21 protein-coding genes and 1 tRNA gene are annotated in these 19786 nt (G+C 60.0%); 10 read left to right on the top strand and 12 right to left on the bottom strand.

Going from position 1 to position 19786, the window contains the following annotated elements; genetic code table 11:
* Positions 1-23: 23 nt before the first annotated feature.
* Genes CFB10_RS01575 through CFB10_RS01585 form a run of 3 tightly spaced genes read left to right on the top strand, consistent with a single transcriptional unit; the run spans position 24 to position 3138 of the window.
* Positions 24-2324, top strand: a complete 2301-nt coding sequence (locus CFB10_RS01575) for an FdhF/YdeP family oxidoreductase (protein WP_020012554.1) — start codon at positions 24-26, stop codon at positions 2322-2324.
* Positions 2324-2626 (top strand): hypothetical protein, encoded by a 303-nt coding sequence (locus CFB10_RS01580; RefSeq protein ID WP_020012555.1) that lies wholly within the window; start codon positions 2324-2326, stop codon positions 2624-2626. Before CFB10_RS01575 ends, CFB10_RS01580 begins: the two co-directional genes overlap by 1 nt.
* A gap of 17 nt (positions 2627-2643) precedes the next feature.
* On the top strand, positions 2644-3138 hold the full coding sequence (locus tag CFB10_RS01585) for a peptide deformylase (RefSeq protein WP_020012556.1): 495 nt from the start codon (positions 2644-2646) through the stop codon (positions 3136-3138).
* A 3-nt stretch (positions 3139-3141) separates the two neighbouring features.
* Here CFB10_RS01585 and CFB10_RS01590 read toward each other — a convergent pair whose 3' ends face one another.
* Positions 3142-3567, bottom strand: coding sequence for an OsmC family protein (locus tag CFB10_RS01590; protein WP_020012557.1), 426 nt, complete (start codon positions 3565-3567; stop codon positions 3142-3144).
* 111 nt (positions 3568-3678) lie between these two features.
* On the opposite strand from CFB10_RS01590, the gene CFB10_RS01595 reads away from it, so the two are divergent.
* Positions 3679-3846 (top strand): Thivi_2564 family membrane protein, encoded by a 168-nt coding sequence (locus CFB10_RS01595; protein WP_003502827.1) that lies wholly within the window; start codon positions 3679-3681, stop codon positions 3844-3846.
* A 75-nt stretch (positions 3847-3921) separates the two neighbouring features.
* Here the strand turns inward: CFB10_RS01595 and CFB10_RS01600 are convergent, their stop codons facing one another.
* Both CFB10_RS01600 and CFB10_RS01610 read right to left on the bottom strand, forming a co-directional pair.
* A complete protein-coding gene (locus CFB10_RS01600) occupies positions 3922-4308 on the bottom strand; it encodes a PAS domain-containing protein (protein ID WP_020012558.1) in 387 nt (128 codons plus the stop codon).
* Between the two features lie 581 nt (positions 4309-4889).
* Positions 4890-4974: transfer RNA gene (locus tag CFB10_RS01610), tRNA-Leu, on the bottom strand.
* 189 nt (positions 4975-5163) lie between these two features.
* On the opposite strand from CFB10_RS01610, the gene lipB reads away from it, so the two are divergent.
* From lipB to CFB10_RS01625, 3 genes are all read left to right on the top strand, one after another.
* Complete coding sequence (gene lipB, locus CFB10_RS01615) at positions 5164-5895, top strand: lipoyl(octanoyl) transferase LipB (RefSeq protein ID WP_020012559.1); 732 nt, start codon at positions 5164-5166, stop codon at positions 5893-5895.
* 66 nt (positions 5896-5961) lie between these two features.
* Entirely contained in the window at positions 5962-7029 is a 1068-nt protein-coding gene (locus tag CFB10_RS01620; RefSeq protein WP_020012560.1) for an NAD(P)-dependent alcohol dehydrogenase, read from the top strand.
* 88 nt (positions 7030-7117) lie between these two features.
* Positions 7118-8053 (top strand): DMT family transporter, encoded by a 936-nt coding sequence (locus CFB10_RS01625; RefSeq protein ID WP_020012561.1) that lies wholly within the window; start codon positions 7118-7120, stop codon positions 8051-8053.
* Positions 8054-8074: 21 nt separating this feature from the next.
* On the opposite strand, the gene CFB10_RS01630 is transcribed toward CFB10_RS01625, so the two are convergent.
* The 5 genes from CFB10_RS01630 to yajC form a co-directional block, all read right to left on the bottom strand.
* On the bottom strand, positions 8075-8533 hold the full coding sequence (locus tag CFB10_RS01630; RefSeq protein ID WP_020012562.1) for a hypothetical protein: 459 nt from the start codon (positions 8531-8533) through the stop codon (positions 8075-8077).
* Between the two features lie 145 nt (positions 8534-8678).
* On the bottom strand, positions 8679-9524 hold the full coding sequence (locus tag CFB10_RS01635) for a phytoene/squalene synthase family protein (protein ID WP_020012563.1): 846 nt from the start codon (positions 9522-9524) through the stop codon (positions 8679-8681).
* Between the two features lie 22 nt (positions 9525-9546).
* The gene (locus CFB10_RS01640; protein WP_003524967.1) at positions 9547-9939 is read right to left on the bottom strand and encodes an Mth938-like domain-containing protein; all 393 of its coding nucleotides are present in this window, start codon (positions 9937-9939) and stop codon (positions 9547-9549) included.
* Positions 9939-12503: a protein translocase subunit SecDF gene (gene secDF, locus CFB10_RS01645; RefSeq protein ID WP_020012564.1), complete on the bottom strand. Its 2565-nt coding sequence runs from the start codon at positions 12501-12503 to the stop codon at positions 9939-9941. The genes CFB10_RS01640 and secDF overlap by 1 nt, the downstream gene beginning before the upstream one ends.
* 80 nt (positions 12504-12583) lie before the next feature.
* The gene (gene yajC / locus CFB10_RS01650) at positions 12584-12931 is read right to left on the bottom strand and encodes a preprotein translocase subunit YajC (RefSeq protein ID WP_020012565.1); all 348 of its coding nucleotides are present in this window, start codon (positions 12929-12931) and stop codon (positions 12584-12586) included.
* Between the two features lie 206 nt (positions 12932-13137).
* Between yajC and CFB10_RS01655 the strand changes: the two genes are divergently transcribed.
* On the top strand, positions 13138-14010 hold the full coding sequence (locus tag CFB10_RS01655; protein ID WP_020012566.1) for an ATP-binding protein: 873 nt from the start codon (positions 13138-13140) through the stop codon (positions 14008-14010).
* A 161-nt stretch (positions 14011-14171) separates the two neighbouring features.
* Positions 14172-15362 carry a formaldehyde dehydrogenase, glutathione-independent gene (gene fdhA / locus CFB10_RS01660; protein WP_003502846.1) on the top strand — a complete coding sequence of 397 codons (1191 nt, stop codon included), beginning with the start codon at positions 14172-14174 and terminating at the stop codon, positions 15360-15362.
* 97 nt (positions 15363-15459) lie between these two features.
* On the opposite strand, the gene CFB10_RS01665 is transcribed toward fdhA, so the two are convergent.
* The gene (locus tag CFB10_RS01665) at positions 15460-16119 is read right to left on the bottom strand and encodes a TetR/AcrR family transcriptional regulator (RefSeq protein WP_020012568.1); all 660 of its coding nucleotides are present in this window, start codon (positions 16117-16119) and stop codon (positions 15460-15462) included.
* A gap of 110 nt (positions 16120-16229) precedes the next feature.
* Between CFB10_RS01665 and CFB10_RS01670 the strand changes: the two genes are divergently transcribed.
* Positions 16230-17621: a cytochrome P450 gene (locus tag CFB10_RS01670; protein WP_020012569.1), complete on the top strand. Its 1392-nt coding sequence runs from the start codon at positions 16230-16232 to the stop codon at positions 17619-17621.
* A gap of 55 nt (positions 17622-17676) precedes the next feature.
* Here CFB10_RS01670 and CFB10_RS01675 read toward each other — a convergent pair whose 3' ends face one another.
* From CFB10_RS01675 to CFB10_RS01685, 3 genes are all read right to left on the bottom strand, one after another.
* Positions 17677-17880 carry a DUF3126 family protein gene (locus CFB10_RS01675; protein ID WP_003502851.1) on the bottom strand — a complete coding sequence of 68 codons (204 nt, stop codon included), beginning with the start codon at positions 17878-17880 and terminating at the stop codon, positions 17677-17679.
* 140 nt (positions 17881-18020) lie between these two features.
* The gene (gene cysE / locus CFB10_RS01680; protein WP_020012571.1) at positions 18021-18845 is read right to left on the bottom strand and encodes a serine O-acetyltransferase; all 825 of its coding nucleotides are present in this window, start codon (positions 18843-18845) and stop codon (positions 18021-18023) included.
* Positions 18846-18988: 143 nt separating this feature from the next.
* Positions 18989-19765 (bottom strand): alpha/beta fold hydrolase, encoded by a 777-nt coding sequence (locus CFB10_RS01685; RefSeq protein ID WP_026364107.1) that lies wholly within the window; start codon positions 19763-19765, stop codon positions 18989-18991.
* Positions 19766-19786: the final 21 nt, after the last annotated feature.

The raw sequence follows: 19786 nt of genomic DNA on the forward strand, positions 1-19786 counted from the left end.
GACACATCCCGGGAATCACAGACATGAGCAAGACGGATTTCATAGGCAAGGCATCCTCCGCCGCAGGTGGCTGGGGCGCACTGAAAAGCGTCGGCAAACGCCTTCTGGAATCCGGCGCACCGATTTCCGGCGCCCGCACACTTTTGAAGACCAACCAGCCGGATGGGTTCGACTGCCCGGGCTGCGCCTGGGGCGACCCCGAACACGGCTCCTCTTTCGAATTTTGCGAGAATGGCGTCAAGGCGGTGTCATGGGAAGCGACGGAAGCGCGCGTACCACCGGATTTCTTCGCCAGCCGCACCGTCTCCGAATTGCGCAGCTGGTCCGACTACGATCTGGAAAAACAGGGCCGCCTCACCCATCCCATGCGTTATGACCGGGATAGCGATAAATATCTGCCTGTCTCCTGGGACGATGCCTTCGCCGAAATCGGCGACATCCTCAAGGGTCTCGACAGTCCGGACCGGGCGGAGTTCTATACCTCCGGCCGCGCCTCCAACGAGGCGGCCTTCCTTTATCAGCTGATGGTCAGGCTCTACGGCACCAACAATTTCCCCGACTGCTCCAACATGTGTCACGAAGCGAGCGGCGTCGGCCTGAAGGAATCGATCGGCGTCGGCAAGGGCACCGTGCTGCTTGAGGATTTCGAGCAGACGGACGCCATTTTCGTCATCGGACAAAATCCCGGTACAAACCATCCCCGCATGCTGGGCGACCTGCGCCGCGCCGCCCTTCGCGGCGCCCGGATCGCGGTCTTCAACCCCATCCGCGAAAAGGGTCTGGAGCGCTTTGCAGACCCGCAGGACAAGGTGGAGATGATTACCGGTGGCAGCACCCGCATAGCCACCAATTATTACCAGCCCCGGCAGGGCGGAGACATGGCGGCGGTGCGAGGCATGAGCAAGGCGGTCTTCGCCGCCGACGACGCCGCAAGGGCGGCCGGTGAGCCCGCCATTATCGATTATGACTTCATCGCCGAACATGCGGCGGAGTTCGAGGCCTATCGCGCCACCGTCGAAGCGACGAGCTGGGAAAACATCCTCGACCAGTCCGGCCTCACCCGCGCGGAGATCGAGGAAGCCGCCCGTATCTACATGAATGCCGGGTCCGTCATCGCCACCTGGGCCATGGGCGTCACCCAGCACCGTCACTCCGTCATCATCGTTCGTGAAATCACCAATTTCATGCTGCTGCGCGGCAATGTCGGCCGTCCGGGCGCCGGCCTTTGCCCGGTGCGCGGCCATTCCAACGTGCAGGGTGACCGCACCGTCGGCATCGACGAAAAAGCACCGCCGGCGCTTCTCGACGCGCTGGAGAAGGAACTTGGTGTGCCTATGCCGCGCAGACCCGGCCACAATACCGTGGAAGCCGTCGCCGCGATGCTGGACGGCAAGGCTCAGACCTTCATCGCGCTTGGCGGCAATTTCATGCGCGCGACACCCGACAGCCCGCTGATTATCAAGGCTTTCGAAAAGCAGAAGCTGACCGTCAACATCGCCACCAAGCTCAACCATTCGCATCTGGTGCCGGGTGAAACCTCCTTCGTATTGCCCTGCCTTGGCCGAACGGAAATCGACCGCAATTCGGCCGGCCGCTCGCAGATCGTCACGGTGGAAGATTCCATGAGCATGGTGCACGGCTCCGGCGGCATCAATCCGCCGGCCTCGGAGGAGCTGCGTTCGGAAGTCGCCATCGTTGCCGGCATCGCCGAAGCAACGCTTGGCAATGCGCATGTCGACTGGAAGGCGCTTGCCGATGATTACGATCTCATCCGCGACATGATCGAGCGCGTCATTCCCGGTTTCGATAATTTCAACGAGCGCGTCCGTGTGCCGCGCGGTTTTCATCTGCGCAATGCCGCGGCCGAACGGGAATGGAACACGCCGGCGAAAAAGGCCACCTTCTATAGCGGCCCGCTGCCCGAACAGACCGAACACCAGCAGGCGCTGATGCGCGACAACCTCTTCGTATTGCAGACCTTCCGCAGCCATGATCAATACAACACCACGATCTACGGCATGGATGACCGCTATCGCGGCGTCTATGGCGAGCGCCATGTCATCTTCATGAACCCAGGGGATATGGAAGCGCTTGGCGCCCATTCCCGCCAGCGCGTCGATGTCATCGGCGAATATGGCGATGGTGTGGAACGGGTCGCGAGAAATTTCCGGCTGGTGCCCTATAATATCCCGCGTGGCAGCGTCGGCGGTTATTATCCGGAACTGAACGTGCTGGTTCCGCTGTCGAGCTATGGCGAAGGCAGCTTCACGCCGACATCGAAATCGGTGCTCGTCTCCGTTCGCCTGCGCCCGGACGCCTCCTGATGGACGAGGCGCACTCCGCCGCTGCGTTCATGGCGGCGATGGAGCGGGTTCAGGAAAGTTCCTCACAGGCGCTGACGGCCACGGGCGCGGCGATCCTTCTGGCGGTTTATCTGAACATTGCCGCCGACAGCCGCAGCATCGCCAACCGGCTTGGGCTTGCACACGCCCTCATTCTGCGCGAAATCACTCTGCTGTCGCCGCGTTTCGTGCGGGTCACAAAACGCGATGCCCGCACCCAGCGCAGCTTTATGGAGGCAACGGAGGAAGGACAGGCGCTCGCCGCCTCTTCCTCCCGAATTTAAAAAGAACGGAGCATTCCTTGGCAATCAGGCCGATCCTGCCCTATCCCCATTCCGGTCTGTCCGAGATCTGCGCGCCGGTCACCGTTTTCGGCGAACAGCTGCACGATCTGGTCACCGACCTGACCGACACGATGCGCGCCGCGCCCGGCGTGGGCATCACCGCCGCCCATATCGGCGAAAAACAGCGAGTTTTCGTGCTGGAGCTGACACCGGGAACTGTCCTGACTTACGTCAACCCTGAAATCGTCAGCCAGTCGTCGCAGACAATGCGCCATGTGGAGGGTAGCGTCTCCATGCCGGGCTTTACCGACGAGGTGGAACGGCCCTCGGAAATCGAGGTGAGGTTTCAGGACATATCCGGGGCAGAACACCGGCAGACCGCCCAAGGATTTCACGCCATCTGCATCCAGCACGAGATCGACCAGCTGGACGGTATTTTCTGGCTGAAGCGCCTCTCGAAGCTCAAGCGCGACCGGCTGGTAAAAAAATGGGAAAAATCCCGAAAACCCTGACGGTCAGCCGGTAACTGACAGCATAAATTCCGCATCGCCCTTCAGCGTGTTGCTGACGGTGCAGATATCTTCGGCCGTATGGGCGATGGCGCTGCGGGTGGCCTCATCGAAATCCCCCTTTATCTCGATCCGGACATCGAAACGCACGATCCGCGATGGCTCCTCATCGGCCTTTTCGCCCGACACATGCACCGTGACCTTTTCGAACCGGTCGAGCACAGCCATGCGGCTCGCCGCAATCCGGGCGCTAAGCGCCAGGCAGGCCGAAAGCGACGAATAAAGAAGATCGAGCGGATTGAAACCCGGCTCTGAGGCCCCCGTCACCACCGTCAGGGCGCCTCCGGTGGCCGTGACGACGTCGGGATGCCCAAGACGGCCAAGTGTAACGACAGCACCCGTCGGACGCTTTTTAACCCGGAACTGATTCATACCCGACCTCACACCGCGATTTCACCCGATGGAACCAAAATTAGCCTCGCGCTTTTACTCACGCAACGGTGAACGACCGTCGAATATTGATTAAAAAGGGAGCTGGGACATATGGTTACATCTACGCTCGTCAGCATTCTGATCACCTTCCTGGTGATTGTGCTTGTCTTGTGGCTTATCGCGCGACTGCCGGTCGGCGGCGGTGCGAAGCAGATCGCTCAGGTGATCGTCATCATCATCGGCATTATTTCGTTGCTGAAATATCTCGCCGTGTTCTGATGTCCCGGCACGGTGCAGACAAAAAAGGCGGCGAAAGCCGCCTCTTTTATGCGCTTTTTTCCAGCCGCCTGATCGCTATTGGCGAGGCTCGAACTGATAGGCTTTTTTCAGTGTAATATCCCGAACGCTGCCAATGCCGAGAAACGGCGTATTGTCGGCGTCAAAAATCGCCCTGCCCTTCGCCACGATCCAGCGGCTCGAACCATCAGGCAGATTGACCTTGTAGCGCTGGTCGAAAAACACGCCGGTGGTGATACTCTCAAAAATGGCCTGCGCCACCTGATCGCGCATTTCGACGTCGATTCTTTCGAGAATTTCCTCGATCGTCACCCCGCGCGACGCAACGGGTTCCGGAAACCCATGGCATTCCGCCGTTACAGCATCCATGATCAGCCTGTTGTCGGAAATGCTCCACATGTAATAGCCGAGCGCATTGTCTGAATCCGTTTTGTCCCCCAGCACGAAAACCCCCAGACATTTTTCCTGACAAAAGCTAACATCAGACCTCTAATATTCCACCCCTCGTTTTTATGGGGGGAAGCGTCTGGCTACTGCAGCGTGTATCGATATCCACGGAAATCTGCTGATCACCGAATCCAAATGGCGTTCCGAGATGGACGATAATTCTGAAAAGGCATCGCAAAACCACCTGCCTGCGCCTACATGGCTTAAGATGATATTTCGAAGGAGTTCAACATGGTGCGAACCGCCATCACTTTCGGATTGTTGACCGCAACCGTCTTTCTAGCCGGATGCCAGACATGGCATAGTCCATATCGTGGAAACGAGTGGCGAATGGATCAGGTCATGGACGGCGATCCCTACCGTGTCGGTGACGGGCAGCGCAACCGACGCTAGTTCACCTCGTCCATTCAATCCGGACGGCGGCAAGTGGTAATTTGCCGCCCTTCAATCAAAGCGTTCCGGCTGCGCGTGAAAACATTGACATGGCCGATGTGCGCACCAACGAACCTTCGTGGTTTCCAAGGCGTAGGGCTAATCAGTTGACTAAAAAAGAAAAAACCCGCCGAAGCGGGTTTCTTTGGTGCGGTCGAGAAGACTCGAACTTCCACGGGTTGCCCCACAGCGACCTCAACGCTGCGCGTCTACCAATTCCGCCACGACCGCATCGTGGTAGGCGTCGACTTGCGCCGACGGGGGTGCATGTAGCAAAAGGATTTTCGGTGCACAAGAGCGTCGTGACAGTTTTTTGAAATTAAAAATCGCACTGCACCATCCTATATGCAGGAAGCCCGGAAATGCTGGGGTTGCGGCCCCGTCGCCATTTTGCGAGAAGGCTGTGGAAAGGACTTTTTCATGCTCACACGCACCGATATCGAGACAAATATGCTTGCCCCCGCAGGTTCGCCGCCGGTTCGCTGGCGAATCTCGGAAGGTCTCGTGCCTTACGAGGTGGCAATAGAGGAGATGGAGCGGGAGGTCGCCGCCATCGCCGCCGGGGAGGCTGACGAACTCGTCTGGCTTCTGGAACATCCGCCGCTCTATACCGCCGGCACCAGCGCCGATGTCGCCGATCTCATCGAGCCGGAGCGTTTCCCGGTCTTCGCCACGGGTCGCGGCGGTGAATATACCTATCACGGGCCCGGACAGCGGGTCGTCTACGTCATGCTCGACCTGAAGCGGCGGCGGCAGGATGTGCGCGCCTATGTGGCGGCGCTGGAGGATGTCATCATCCGCACGCTCGACAAGATGAATGTCCGGGGCGAACGACGCGAGGACCGCGTCGGCGTCTGGGTCAGGCGGCCGGAAAAACCCCTGCTTGCCGATGGCGGCATGGCCGAGGACAAGATCGCCGCGCTCGGCATCCGCCTGCGCAAATGGGTGAGCTTCCATGGGCTCTCGATCAATGTCGATCCCGACCTCACGCATTTTTCCGGTATCGTTCCCTGCGGCATCAGCGCCTATGGCGTCACCAGCCTTGTCGATCTCGGATTGCCGGTTATGATCGGCGACGTCGACGTTCTGCTGCGCGAGGCCTTCGAGGAGGTCTTTGGCCCTGCAGTGCCCGAAACCGGCGCTGGCGGCTGATTGCAGCGCAACCTTTGCCGCAGTCCGGTGTTTCCAGCATCGATCACTACAAGAGGAGGAACGACCATGTTCACAACGTCCGCCTATGCCTGCGACGACGGTTCTTCGCCGATGAAGCTCGCGACCATCAAGCGTCGCGATCCCGGCCCGCGCGATGTCGAAATCGAGATCGAATTCTGTGGCGTCTGCCACTCCGATATCCACACGGCCCGCAGCGAATGGCCGGGGTCCCTCTACCCCTGCGTTCCCGGCCACGAAATCATCGGCCGTGTCGGCCGGGTGGGTGCGCAGGTCACCAAATTCAAGGTGGGTGACCGCGTCGGCGTCGGTTGCATCGTCGACAGTTGCCGTGAATGCGCGAGCTGCGCCGAAGGTCTGGAGCAATATTGCGAAAACGGCATGACCGGCACCTATAATTCCCCCGACAAGGCGATGGGCGGCGGCGCGCATACGCTTGGTGGTTATTCCGCCCATGTGGTCGTCGATGACCGTTATGTTCTCAACATTCCCGAAGGCCTCGACCCGGCCGCCGCCGCACCCCTGCTCTGCGCGGGCATCACCACCTACTCGCCGCTGCGGCACTGGAACGCCGGCCCCGGCAAGCGTGTCGGCGTCGTCGGTCTCGGCGGCCTTGGCCATATGGCTGTCAAGCTTGCCAATGCCATGGGTGCGACTGTCGTGATGATCACGACCTCGCCCGGCAAGGCGGAGGACGCCAAAAAGCTTGGCGCCCACGAGGTCATCATCTCGCGTGATGCCGACCAGATGAACAAGGCCGCTTCCAGCCTTGATCTCATCATCGACGCTGTGGCCGCCGACCACGACATCAACGCCTATCTCGCACTGCTGAAACGTGACGGTGCACTGGTGCAGGTAGGCGCGCCGGAAAAGCCGCTCTCGGTGATGGCTTTCAGCCTTATCCCCGGCCGCAAGACCTTTGCCGGCTCGATGATCGGCGGCATTGCCGAGACGCAGGAAATGCTGGATTTCTGCGCCGAAAAAGGCATCGCCGCCGAGATCGAGATGATCGATATCGATCAGATCAACGACGCTTATGAACGCATGATAAAAAGCGATGTGCGTTATCGCTTTGTCATTGATATGAAGAGCCTGCCGCGCCAGAAGGCCGCCTGACCCCGGAAGGGGGGCGACCTTGCAGGCGTCCCCTCTCCCGTTGGACCTTTTGGTCGAAAGCGCAGCCTGATCCATGTCTCCCCGATCCATGACCAGCCAGACCGGTTTCAACGATATCGCCAAGGGCATGACCATCATGGCGGGTTGCATGCTGGTGCTGCCGGTCATGGATGCGATCGCCAAATACATGGCGGTGAGCGGCGGCATGTCGCCGGCGCAGGTGACCTTCTACCGATTCTTTTTCCAGGTGCTCTGCACCCTGCCGCTACTGCTTGCGGTGTCACCCAGGGCGCTGTTCAGCGCCAAACGACCATGGATGAACTGCCTGCGCGGCGTGCTGCACGCCTCGGCCAGCCTGATGTTCTTCGCCGCTGTCAAATACATGCCGCTTGCGGATGTCTTTGCGATCTATTTCGTCGAACCATTCATGCTGACGATGATGTCGGCGATCTTCCTCGGCGACAAGGTTGGCTGGAAGCGCTGGACGGCGATCGCAGTCGGGTTTGGCGGCGCCTTGATCGTCATTCAGCCAAGTTTCGAAATCTTCGGCTGGACATCGCTTCTGCCGGTCGCCTGCGCCTTCCTGTACACACTTTACCTGTTCCTGAACCGCGCCATCGGCGATGCCGACAGCCCGCTGGTCATGCAGACCATGTCCGGCATCGCCGGCACGGTGTTCATGGGAGCGGCCCTTCTTGCCGGTGATGCACTCGGCGACAAGGATTTCGCCGTCTCGCTCCCGCAATCCGGCTTTGCCCTCACGCTGCTAATCCTGTTGGGATCGATATCCGGCTACATGCACCTGTTGATTGTCAGGGCCTTCCGGCTGGCGCCGCTTTCTCTGCTGGCGCCGTTCCAGTATTTCGAGATCATCTCGGCGACTATCCTCGGTTATGCGCTGTTTTCCGATTTCCCGACGCCGTCGAAATGGCTCGGCATCCTCATCATCGTCGCATCCGGCCTGTTCATTATCTGGCGCGAACGCCAGCAGGCCGGTGCGACCCCGCCGCTTGACGGGCAATGACCGCCGCCGCCCAGCCGTCCCTCAACTATTCGAGGGCAGCGGCCCGTCGTCGTGATGATCCTGCGCCTCCACAAGGCTGCCAAGCAGCCACAGCGAAACCTCGGCCGCCTCTCCGGCCGATTTGAACCGGTATGAGCCGCTATATTTCGGCATGTCGAAAAAGGTGACGACGAAACCGTCACCGCTTTCCAGACTCTCGACCCTGATGCGCTCGGGATCGATCATCACACACACATAATGCGACCCCATATTGCGCATGAAGCCGGCCTTGTTGTCGTGCAGCCGCACGAAGGCGGCACCACCATCTGCCGTCATGTGCAGACTTCTGATCGCCTCGTTGGGAAAGGCCCGGGCGAAATCCATGATCGCCTGCCCCACATCATGACTGTTATCCTCATCCGTCGCCCGCGTCATGCGCCATGCGTAGACAGCGAAGACCGAAAGCAGCACGAAAACGATAATCCAGATCGCAATACTCATCCGGGGCGCTCCCTCAGCATCGAAACATCACGATTCGCGAATCGAAACGACGCGAACCCGGCTCAGGTTCATACAGACCGAGGCTTGTGTGAAGTGTGGCTCTGCCGGATCGACGTCGTTTCGCTGCGCTACGCGGTCTGCGCAATCAGAAACGCTTGAGGAAGGAGGCCTTTGCCAGCAGCCATTGCCGGCGAAGCTGCGACAGTTGCAGGTCGCCGTCAAATACGCCGCTCCCCGCCTTTCTCGCCGCAGCGATGACAGGGCCGGACAGGGCGACGGGAAGATAGGCGGCAAAAACATTTTTCGAGATCTTTGCGCGTCGCGCCCTCTCCATATGATCCAGCGCATGGGTCGCAAAAATCTCGATGGCAATGCCGATGCGCTGCCCGTCCTTGCCTTCCAGAAAGGTCTCGCGGTCGAGCCCGGCCGCAGCAAGCATATCGGCGGGAATATAGACCTGCCCGCGACGCCGGTGCAGCGGCATGAGCAGCAACATGCCGGCCATGGCCTGCGCCACGCCCGCGTGACCTGCCGCTTCCGCGCTGGATGCGGCATCCTCAGCGGAAAGCACGAGACTTGCAAGCTGGATCAAAGCGGATGCGGTTTCGCCAGCATAACCTTCAAGCGCATTGCGATCCTCGAACAGGTCGTCATAGAGATCGAATATCCGCGCCTCGATCATGTTGGCCAGAACCGGGCGCGGCAGGCGATATTGCTCGATCGTTGTCAGAAGCGCTGCAGCCACCGGGTGGGACTGGCTGTCACCGTGCGGATTGCCATCGATAAGGTCGCGCCACCATTGCATGCGCACTTCGCCGGGCAGCGCCTCGCGCACGGAATCGCGGATGCGGGCGATTTCGGCGTTGAAGGCATAAAGCGCAGCAAGGGCATTGCGCCTGTCGGCAGGCGACAGAAGGCAGGCAAGATAACGGTCGCGATCGGTATCGCGCAGCGTCGCGAGGCTGACGTCGAGATTTTCTGTGGGTGCCATGGTTCCCCGCGCGAAACGCCTGTCAGCCTTCGACGGCAATCAGCGCCGCAGCCACGGCACGCGATTCCGAAAGCATGATATTATAGGTGCGCACCGCAGCACCCGTACTCATCGGGTCAACCGAAATGCCCGCCTCCTTAAAGGCGGCGCGCAGTTCTTTCGGCAGAACCCGCATGCCGTCACCGGTGCCGATCAGCAGCACTTCGATATCCTGTGCTTCCGCCAGAACCTTTTCGAAATGCCCGACGGTCAGTTCTTTTGCATCAACGGGCTCCCACCCGTAAATGCCCGAGGGCAGAAGCAGAAGCGAGCCGCGATGCGACATGTCGGCAAAACGGAAACCGCCATTGCCATAGGCATCGATGGGCGCCCGGCCGGGAAAATGGGCCGGGCGTATTTCGATCCCGCCGGCCATCAGACGGCAGGCTTGCCGCCGATGGCGTTACCGGACTTCTCATCCTTCTCGTCTTCCGCATCCTTGCTATCGGGACGCAGCTTGAAGGCGATCAGCACAGGAGCCGCGATATAGACCGAGGAGAACACGCCGATACCGACGCCGAACAGCATAGCGAAGGTGAAGGAACGGATGACCTCGCCACCGAAGAGGTAGAGTGCCAGAAGCGCCAGAAGGACAGTCAGACCAGTCAGGATCGTGCGCGACAGGGTCTGGTTCAGCGACGCATCGATGATCATCGACAGCGGCATCTTTTTGTACCGCCTCAAATTTTCACGGACACGGTCATAGATGACGACGGTGTCGTTCAGCGAATAACCAATGATCGTCAGGATCGCCGCGATACTGGTGAGGTTGAACTCTATATCCAGGAAGACGAAGAGGCCGATCGTGAAGACCACGTCATGAACCATCGAGATGACCGCGCCGAGTGCAAACTGCCACTCGAAGCGAACCCAGATGTAGACCATAATCGCCGCCATGGCGAGCACAACGCCGATCGTGGAGGTGAAGGTCAGGTCACCGGAAACGGCAGGACCGACGACTTCCACGCGGCGGAAGTCATATTTGTCCTCAAGCTCGCCGCGCACCATGGTGATGGCGGACTGCTCGGCATTTTCACCGCCGTCCTGCGCCTGAATGCGGATGAGAACATCCTGCGGTGTGCCAAAGTTCTGCGCCTGGATTTCACCGAGGTTCAGCTGGTTCAGACGATCACGAATATCGGCGAGATCGGCCTCACCCTGCTTGGCGCGCACTTCGATGACCGAACCGCCCTGGAAGTCGATGCCGAGGTTCAGGCCCTTGGCAACGAAACCGCCGACACAGGCGAGCATGATCACGCCAGTGATCATGAACACCACGCGACGATAGCGCATGAAGGGAATGTCGCGGCCATCGAACATGGCGGTACGCACACCCTTGGGCAGATGTTTCGGACGGCTGCGGCGAACCCAGTAGCCGAACATCCACGCCGTCAGCGTATAAGCCGTGAAGACGGTGGTGATGATGCCGACGGCGAGCGTAACGGCAAAACCCTTGACCGGACCTGTGCCCATGTAGAACAACACGCTCGCCACGATCAGTGTCGTCAGGTTGGCGTCGACAATGGTCGCAAAGGCGCGGGTGAAGCCGTTATCCAGGGACTGGATCAGCGGTTTGCCGCTCTTCACCTCTTCGCGTATTCGCTCATAGATCAGAACGTTGGAATCCACCGCCATGCCGATCGTCAAGACGATACCGGCAATGCCGGGCAAGGTCAGCGTCGATCCAATCACACTGAGGACCGCAAGCAGCATGACCACGTTGACGATGAGCGCAATATTCGCGAGCAGGCCGAAGAAGCCGTAGAAGACGAACATGAAGATGAGGACGCCGACGGCGCCGATGGCGCTTGCCGTCAGGCCGGCGGTGATGGAGTCGTTACCAAGGCTCGGGCCGACGGTGCGTTCTTCTACCACGGTCAGCGTGGCCGGCAGCGCACCGGCGCGCAGCAGCACCGCAAGGTCGTTGGCGCCCTGAACCGAGAAGTTCCCGGAAATCTGTCCCGAACCGCCGATGATCGGCTCGCGGATAACAGGTGCGGAAATGACCTGGTTGTCGAGCACGATGGCGAAAGGCTTGCCGACATTCTGCTGCGTCGCCTGCGCAAAGCGCTGCGCGCCGCGGCTGTCGAAGCGGAAGGTGACGACCGGTTCATTGGTCTGCTGGTTGAAGCTTGCTTGCGCGTCGACGAGATTGTCGCCGGAAACGAGCGCACGGCGTTCCACCAGATAGGGAACCGGCGGATCATCCTGCGAATAGAGAACTTCAGAGGTCGCGGGCGGACGGCCGTTCATGGCTTCCTGCACCGGCATGGTGGTGTCCACCATGCGGAAGGACAGCTTTGCCGTCTGGTTGAGGAGCGACTTCAGGCGCTGCGGGTCCTGAAGGCCAGGCACCTGCACGATGATGCGGTCGGAACCCTGACGCTGGATGAGCGGCTCGGTGGTGCCGACTTCGTCAACGCGGCGGCGCACGACTTCGATGGACTGCGATACGGCCGAAGACAGGCGGTAATCGATGCCTTCATCCGTGAGGTTGAGCCGCAGCAGATTGTCGCCGCCGTCATTCATCGTCACTTCGGTGATGGAGCCGCCGACCAGCGTGCCGGCGGACACCGGCTGCGTCAGGTCGCGAAGCGCGGTTTTAGCCGCTTCGTATTGTGCCGGGTCACTGATGCGAACCTGAATTTGCTGGCCGTTGCCGGTGAGCCCCGAATAGCGGATGTTGGCGTCGCGAAGCTGGGTGCGCACATCGCCCACGATCGTTTCAAGCCGTTCCTTGACGATGTCGGAACGCTCGATCTTGAGCATGATGTGCGAACCGCCCTGAAGGTCGAGACCGAGCGTTACCTTGTTGTCCTTGTACCAGGCAGGCATGCCCTCCAGCTGTTTGTCCGTAAACAGGTTGGGAGAGGCGATGAAGACGCTTGCCAGCACAAGCAGCCAGATGAAGACTGTTTTCCAACGGGAAAAATGAAGCATTTCGATCTCGGTCAGGGTTGGGGTCGCGCTCCGCGCAACCCGTCAAAATTCGCAATCGGGCATTCGGTTGTCCGGCAGGATCAGGAAGCGGTTTCCGTCTTGACCACTTCGCCCTTCACGCGCACTTCGGCAATATATGCACGGGCGGCACGGATTTTCACGCCTTCGGCGATTTCGACTTCGAGTTCATTGTCATCGATGACCTTGGTCACCTTGCCAACGATGCCGCCGCCAAGAACGACCTGATCGCCACGGCGAATATTGGTGAGCGTTTCCTGACGCTTTTTCATCTGCGCGCGCTGCGGGCGGATAAGGAAAAAGTACCAGACCACCATGAGCGGCGCAAACAGGAAAAGCATTTCAAGGCCGGAACCGAAGGCAGATGCGCCGCCTGCTGCGTCCTGGGCAAAAGCTTGACTAATGAACATATAAAACTCCTCAGAATTACGGCACGACCTTGGATGCCGCCCCAGCTTTCAAGCCGCCGGAATATAGTGGGGAACGCCGGGATTGCAACAGATGCAGGGCCCACGCCGTACCGATTCCGGACCTCTTAACCTTTATGGGCGCCAAACACCATGCTAGGCCGGGCGCAAAACAGAGTTTTGAACACCAGACAAGCGGAAGAAACACCATGATTCGAGAAGAAACGGCCTCCCTGCTTCTTTCAGAACTGCGCCGGCTCACCCTCGCCGTGGAGCGGCTGGCCGGCCCCGCCCCCGCCGTGAACGACTGGGATGCGGCCGATTGTTTCGTCTGGGTGCCGACCAACTCCTTTATCCAGCCGGTTCCCCGCCCCAACCGCATCGCCCTGAAGCTCATCCGCGGCGTCGACCATGTCCGAGACATTCTCCACGAAAACACGCTGCGTTTCGCGGAAGGTTTTGCCGCCAACAACGTGCTGTTGTGGGGTGCGCGCGGCATGGGCAAGTCCTCGCTGGTCAAGGCCGTTCACGAAGATGTGCGCGCGGCAAGCGGCGTTTCGCTCAAGCTGGTGGAAGTGCACCGCGAAGACATTCACACCCTGCCCGCTTTGCTCGACACCTTGAAGACATCCGGCCATCGCGTCATCGTTTTCTGCGACGACCTCTCCTTCGATCATGACGACACGGCCTATAAATCGCTCAAAGCAGCACTCGACGGCGGCATCGAGGGACGGCCGGACAATGTGCTGTTTTATGCGACCTCCAACCGCCGCCATCTTCTGCCGCGCCACATGATGGAAAACGAGCAGTCCACCGCCATCAACCCTTCCGAAGCAGTTGAGGAAAAAGTGTCGCTTTCGGACCGGTTCGGCCTGTGGCTCGGTTTCCACAAATGCGGCCAGGAAGACTATCTGACGATGATCGACAGCTATGCCACGCATTTCGATCTGGGTCTGGACCGCGACACCCTGCATCACGAAGCGCTGGAATGGGCGACGACCCGCGGCGGCCGCTCGGGCCGCGTTGCCTGGCAATATATTCAGGACGCCGCCGGCCGCCTCAGAAAACCGCTCGACAGATAACGCCACCGTGACATCAGGCGAAACGCGGTGTCGTTACGACCACACCGCGTGTCGTATTTCCGAACGCCACATCTCCCCTCGCATGGTTTGCTGCACCCATGGAGTCATCTGCCCGCGGAGGAGCGGACAGGCACGGTGTTCAACCCACGGAGGAGATGGATATGAGCAGGAACAGAGGCGTCGTCTACATGCGGCCGGGTCAGGTCGAAGTCCGCGACATCGACGACCCGAAGCTTGAGGCGCCGGATGGCCGCCGTATCGAGCACGGCGTGATTCTCAAGGTGATTTCCACCAATATCTGCGGCTCCGACCAGCACATGGTGCGCGGCCGCACCACGGCGATGCCGGGCCTCGTTCTTGGCCATGAGATCACCGGTGAAGTCATTGAAAAAGGCATCGACGTCGAGATGCTGCAGGTCGGTGATATCGTATCCGTGCCGTTCAACGTCGCCTGCGGCCGTTGCCGTTGCTGCAAGTCGCAGGATACCGGCGTGTGCCTGACGGTGAACCCGTCCCGCGCCGGCGGTGCTTACGGTTATGTCGATATGGGCGGCTGGATCGGCGGACAGGCCCGCTATGTCACGATCCCCTATGCCGATTTCAACCTGCTGAAGTTCCCGGACCGCGACAAGGCGATGTCGAAAATCCGCGACCTCACCATGCTGTCGGACATTCTGCCGACCGGCTTCCACGGCGCCGTCAAGGCAGGCGTCGGCGTCGGTTCCACCGTCTATGTCGCAGGCGCCGGCCCGGTCGGTCTTGCCGCGGCCGCCTCCGCCCGCATTCTGGGTGCCGCCGTCGTCATGATCGGGGATTTCAACAAGGATCGTCTTGCCCATGCGGCAAAAGTCGGCTTCGAACCCGTCGATCTCTCCAAGGGCGACCGGCTGGGCGACATGATCGCCGAGATCGTCGGCACCAACGAGGTTGATAGTGCAATCGACGCCGTCGGTTTCGAGGCACGCGGCCATTCCGGCGGTGAACAGCCAGCCATCGTTCTCAACCAGATGATGGAAATCACCCGCGCTGCCGGCTCTATCGGCATCCCCGGGCTTTATGTCACAGAAGATCCAGGCGCGGTTGACAATGCGGCAAAACAGGGCGCCCTTTCGCTGCGCTTCGGCCTCGGCTGGGCAAAGGCGCAATCCTTCCACACCGGCCAGACGCCGGTGCTGAAGTACAACCGCCAGCTCATGCAGGCGATCCTGCATGACCGCCTGCCGATTGCCGATATCGTCAACGCCAAGATCATCGCGCTTGATGACGCCGTGCAGGGTTATGAAAGCTTCGACCAGGGTGCGGCCACCAAGTTCGTCCTCGACCCGCATGGCGATCTGCTGAAAGCTGCCTGATACTTCAGCGGTAGACGGCTGATACTCGTAAAAACACCCGCGACGGATATCGTCGCGGGTGTTTTTGTTTTCCGGCTATGTCACCATCCGGTGAGATTTACGGCTCCACTACCAGAATCGCTTCCAGTTCGGCTTTCGCTTCCGGGGAGAGATAGGGTCTGAACAGGCTTGAGACCTGCTTCAACCCCCAGTCCAGCTGCTGCGGTCCAAATTCAGTGACACCTTCCTGAAGGTTGAGATAGGCCGCCCAATAGGTGGAGACGATCCAGAGATTTGTGAGGACGGCCGGCCGTTCTTCCTCGGGAATAACCGCCAGGCCCGCTTTCTCCATGCGGGAGACGATATCGCCGACGGCAAGGCGCATGGCGGCGCTTATGGTTCGCACGGGCTCCACCAGCGCCGGGGCGGAAGAGATAAGGCCGACCAGATCGCGAAACAGGAAACGATAGTCCCATACAAGCGAAAACCAGAGCCGCAGAAAACCGGCATAGGTCGCCGCCGCACCCTCATCCGCCCCGTCAATCTTTCCGACAATCGCCAGCGCATCGGCCTCGAATCGTGCAAACAGCGCCAGAAACAACGCTTCCTTGGTGCGAAAGTGGTAATAGAGATTGCCCTCATTGATCTCCACAGCCCTTGCGATTTCGGCCGTCGTCACATGATCGGGCCCGCGCTCGTTGAACAGCACAAGGGCGGCATCGAGAATTCTCTGGCGCGTGGGACGAGCGGACGTCCGTCCGGTACTGATTTTTTTCATTGATGTCGAACCCAACCATTGAAACCTAAGGCATGCACCTTAAATACGAAAAATAAGGTATACACCTTAACAGGAAATGTAAGTGTTCAACGCGGACAAAGGACCTGTAAATGACCGGCACCGACATTCGCACCGCCTCCCCCGATACGCCCGGAACCGCTCCCGTCTCCAAATTCGCGACGGTACGCGTCGCCCTGTCGCTCATCCGCAACCCGCTGAAGGCTCTGCCGCCGGAAATTTTCAGCGAGCCGGCGGTCTTTACGCGCCTTGGCGGCGTCATGCGGGTTCATCTCGCCGACCCCGTGCTTATTCATGAAGCTCTGGTCAAGAACGCGCATCTGCTCGGCAAGGGCGAAGATGTACGCCGCGCCCTCGGCCCCGCACTCGGCCAGGGCCTGCTGACGGCCGACGGCGATCACTGGAAGTGGCAAAGGCAATCCGTCGCTGCGGCCTTTCGGCATGAGAAGCTGCTGGAATTGCTGCCGGTCATGATCGACGCCGCGCATCGCACGCAAGGGCGCTGGCGCTCACCTGCCGGTGACATCGATATCGGCCATGAGATGATGCGGACGACGTTCGATATCATTGTCGAAACCATGATGTCCGGCGGCCATGGCATCGACATAGGACGTGTCGAGCAAAGCATCACCGATTATCTGAAACCCACGGGCTGGACCTTTGCGCTCGCCATGCTGGGCGCACCGGAATGGCTTCCGCATCCGGGCCGGCGCAAGGCCCGCGCGGCGGTCGGCTATCTTCGCTCCAGCCTCGCGACCGTCATTTCCGAAAGGCGCCGGAAGCCGATCGAGAGGAACGATCTGGTTTCCATGCTGCTCGAAGCGAAAGACCCGGAAACCGGACGCATGATGAGCGACACGGAAATCATCGACAATCTGCTGACATTCATCACGGCCGGTCACGAAACCACGGCCCTCGGCCTTGCCTGGACTTTCCATCTGCTTTCGCAAAACAGCGACGTGGAAAGCAAGGTCATCGACGAGATTGAAACCGTTACCGCCGGTGAGCCGGTCGCGGCGGACCATATCGCCCGCCTGACCTATACCAGACAGGTGTTTTCGGAAGCGATGCGGCTCTACCCGCCCGCCCCTGTCGTGACACGCACCGCATTGCAGGACTTCAGGCTCGGCGAACACGATATTCCCGCGGGCACCGTTCTCTATGTGCCAATCTACGCCGTCCACCGGCACACCAGGCTGTGGGACGAGCCCGACCGCTTCGACCCGTCACGTTTCGAGGCCGAAAAGGTCAAGGCGCGCCACCGTTACGCCTATATGCCCTTCGGCGCCGGCCCGCGCGTCTGCATCGGCAACGCCTTCGCCATGATGGAGGCTGTCGCAATCCTTGCCGTGCTTTTGCAGAACGTCCACCTCAAGAACAAAAGCCCGGCAAATACGGAGCCGCTGATGCGGGTCACCTTGCGGCCGGAAAACCGCCTGATGATGCAGGTAAGCCCGCGAAAAAACAAATCGCCCGCGGCGTAACCACCACGGGCGACTGTTCTAATGCGAAACTCCATCCGTCACCGGATGGTGACGATCAAAGATCGACGTCGAGGATCGCCATGGAGAAGTTGTAGGAACGGTCGCCGTCTTCGTCATCGATATAAACGACGCCGAGAAACTCTTCGCCAAGATACACTTCGGCGGAATCGTCCTTGCGCGGACGCGCCTTCACAATCATCTTTTCATTGAAAGTGCGCTTGAAATAGGCGTCGAGTTTTTTGATTTCGTCGGCTTTCACCACTATTCTCCTGTGCGGTTCGCGTTGGCCCGCTTTTGGCATGGGACAAAGGCCAAAGTAAAGTGAAAGCGGCAAGTCATCCGCGTCTTCCACACGGACGACCGTGAAAACGCCGGCCCATCAGAGCGCGACAGGGCCGGTCAGATATCGGCTCCGATAAGCTGGTCCATCAGACGCGAGGGCTCCGAACACCCTGCTTCTCCCACCACGCGCGCCGGCACGCCGGCAACGGTGGTCTTCGGCGGGACCGCTTTCAGCACCACCGAACCGGCGGCGATGCGCGAGCAGCTGCCGATCTCGATATTGCCGAGGATTTTCGCGCCTGCCCCAATCATCACGCCGTTGCCGATCTTCGGGTGACGGTCCGCCCCCTCCTTGCCGGTGCCGCCGAGGGTGACGCCATGCAGAATGGAGACGTTGTCACCCATGACAGCCGTTTCGCCGACCACAAGCCCGGTGGCGTGGTCAAGGAAGATGCCCTTGCCGATGCGTGCGGCCGGGTTGATATCCGTCTGGAAAATGCTCGACGAGCGGCTTTGCAGATAAAGCGCCAAATCCCTGCGGCCCTTCTGCAGCAGCCAATGAGCAAGGCGATGGGTCTGGATGGCCTGGAACCCCTTGAAATAGAGGAGCGGCTCCATGAAGCGCGTGCAGGCGGGATCACGGTCGTAAACGGCCTGGATATCGACGCGCAGCACGCTGCCCCATTCCGGCCAGTCATCCAGCATGTCCTGGAAGGTCTGGCGCAGAAGCACGGCCTGCATATCGGGATGATCGAGGAGTTCGCAGATACGGTAGATCACACATTCTTCAAGAGATCGGTGATTGAGGATCGTCGAATAAAGGAAAGCGGAAAGCAGCGGGTCCTGCGCTGCGGCGCTTCGCGCCTCATGCAGCAGGCTGCCCCAGATCGGATCGACGATCGCCAGCTGTTCGGGCTGACGGGCCTCGGTACGTGCGACCATGAATGGTCTCCTCGTTTGCAGTGGTCGTTCTTTATACAGAAAAAGACGTGCATTAGAAATGGGATTCGAATGACGACTTTAAAGGCGGCAAGGCTTCAGTTTTTCTTCATGCAGCATGAAAAACCGTTTCTTGCCGCCCCCGGTCAAAGCGAGCGGTAAAATTCCAGCACCGCCGCCTTGAACACCCGGTCGCCAACGGCCAGCATGTGGTCGCGGCCGGGAATGTCGATTGCCCGCGCATGCGGCATGATCGCGGCAAGCTCGGCACCCGATCCGGCGATGTCGTCTTTCGTTCCGACTGCGATCAGCGTCGGGGCATCGATCTTTTCCGCCTGTTCGCGGGTGACGAGAACCCGCGATGTCTCGATGCAGGCGGCAAGCGCCAGCCGGTCGCTTTTCGTCTGGTCGGCAAAGGCGCGGAACATACGGCCGCGCTCGTGCGTCACGACATCGAGCGAAGGCGCCAGAAGCGCCTCGGCAATCGGATCCCAGTCGCCGACACCCTCGACCATGCCGATGCCGAGCCCGCCGAAAACCAGCGAACGCACGCGCTCAGGATGGGCCATGGCAAGGAAGGCTGAAATGCGCGCGCCCATGGAATACCCCATCACATGCGCTTCGGCGATGCCGAGATGATTGAGCAGCGCCACCGCATCCCCGGCCATGACGGGCGGATAATAGGCTTCCGGATCATGCGGCTTGTCGCTTGCGCCATGCCCACGATTGTCGATGGCGATCACCCTGTAGCCCGCTTCACCCAGCGTCTTCAGCCAGCCGGGATGCACCCAGTTGACATTGGCGCTGGAGGCAAAGCCATGGATCAGCAAAACCGGATCGCCCGCCGGATCACCCTCGTCGAAATAAGCAAGGCGAAGGCCGTCATGGGAAAAATCGGAAAACTGCGGCGTGTTGAGATTCATCAAGGACATCCTTTTTGCCGG

This window comes from Agrobacterium sp. 719_389 (assembly GCF_900188475.1).
Taxonomy (GTDB): Bacteria; Pseudomonadota; Alphaproteobacteria; order Rhizobiales; family Rhizobiaceae; genus Agrobacterium; species Agrobacterium radiobacter.

Bases quoted from the DNA above. Each gene is read 5' to 3' on its own strand.
- CFB10_RS01640 (WP_003524967.1), bottom strand. From the start codon at position 9,939: ATGGCCGGCGGGATCGAAATACGCCCGGCCCATTTTCCCGGCCGGGCG.
- CFB10_RS01595 (WP_003502827.1), top strand. From the start codon at position 3,679: ATGGTTACATCTACGCTCGTCAGCATTCTGATCACCTTCCTGGTGATT.
- cysE (WP_020012571.1), bottom strand. From the start codon at position 18,845: ATGGTCGCACGTACCGAGGCCCGTCAGCCCGAACAGCTGGCGATCGTC.
- lipB (WP_020012559.1), top strand. From the start codon at position 5,164: ATGCTCACACGCACCGATATCGAGACAAATATGCTTGCCCCCGCAGGT.
- CFB10_RS01575 (WP_020012554.1), top strand. From the start codon at position 24: ATGAGCAAGACGGATTTCATAGGCAAGGCATCCTCCGCCGCAGGTGGC.
- CFB10_RS01630 (WP_020012562.1), bottom strand. From the start codon at position 8,533: ATGAGTATTGCGATCTGGATTATCGTTTTCGTGCTGCTTTCGGTCTTC.
- secDF (WP_020012564.1), bottom strand. From the start codon at position 12,503: ATGCTTCATTTTTCCCGTTGGAAAACAGTCTTCATCTGGCTGCTTGTG.
- fdhA (WP_003502846.1), top strand. From the start codon at position 14,172: ATGAGCAGGAACAGAGGCGTCGTCTACATGCGGCCGGGTCAGGTCGAA.
- CFB10_RS01655 (WP_020012566.1), top strand. From the start codon at position 13,138: ATGATTCGAGAAGAAACGGCCTCCCTGCTTCTTTCAGAACTGCGCCGG.
- CFB10_RS01670 (WP_020012569.1), top strand. From the start codon at position 16,230: ATGACCGGCACCGACATTCGCACCGCCTCCCCCGATACGCCCGGAACC.
- yajC (WP_020012565.1), bottom strand. From the start codon at position 12,931: ATGTTCATTAGTCAAGCTTTTGCCCAGGACGCAGCAGGCGGCGCATCT.
- CFB10_RS01635 (WP_020012563.1), bottom strand. From the start codon at position 9,524: ATGGCACCCACAGAAAATCTCGACGTCAGCCTCGCGACGCTGCGCGAT.
- CFB10_RS01685 (WP_026364107.1), bottom strand. From the start codon at position 19,765: ATGAATCTCAACACGCCGCAGTTTTCCGATTTTTCCCATGACGGCCTT.
- CFB10_RS01580 (WP_020012555.1), top strand. From the start codon at position 2,324: ATGGACGAGGCGCACTCCGCCGCTGCGTTCATGGCGGCGATGGAGCGG.
- CFB10_RS01665 (WP_020012568.1), bottom strand. From the start codon at position 16,119: ATGAAAAAAATCAGTACCGGACGGACGTCCGCTCGTCCCACGCGCCAG.
- CFB10_RS01590 (WP_020012557.1), bottom strand. From the start codon at position 3,567: ATGAATCAGTTCCGGGTTAAAAAGCGTCCGACGGGTGCTGTCGTTACA.
- CFB10_RS01625 (WP_020012561.1), top strand. From the start codon at position 7,118: ATGACCAGCCAGACCGGTTTCAACGATATCGCCAAGGGCATGACCATC.
- CFB10_RS01620 (WP_020012560.1), top strand. From the start codon at position 5,962: ATGTTCACAACGTCCGCCTATGCCTGCGACGACGGTTCTTCGCCGATG.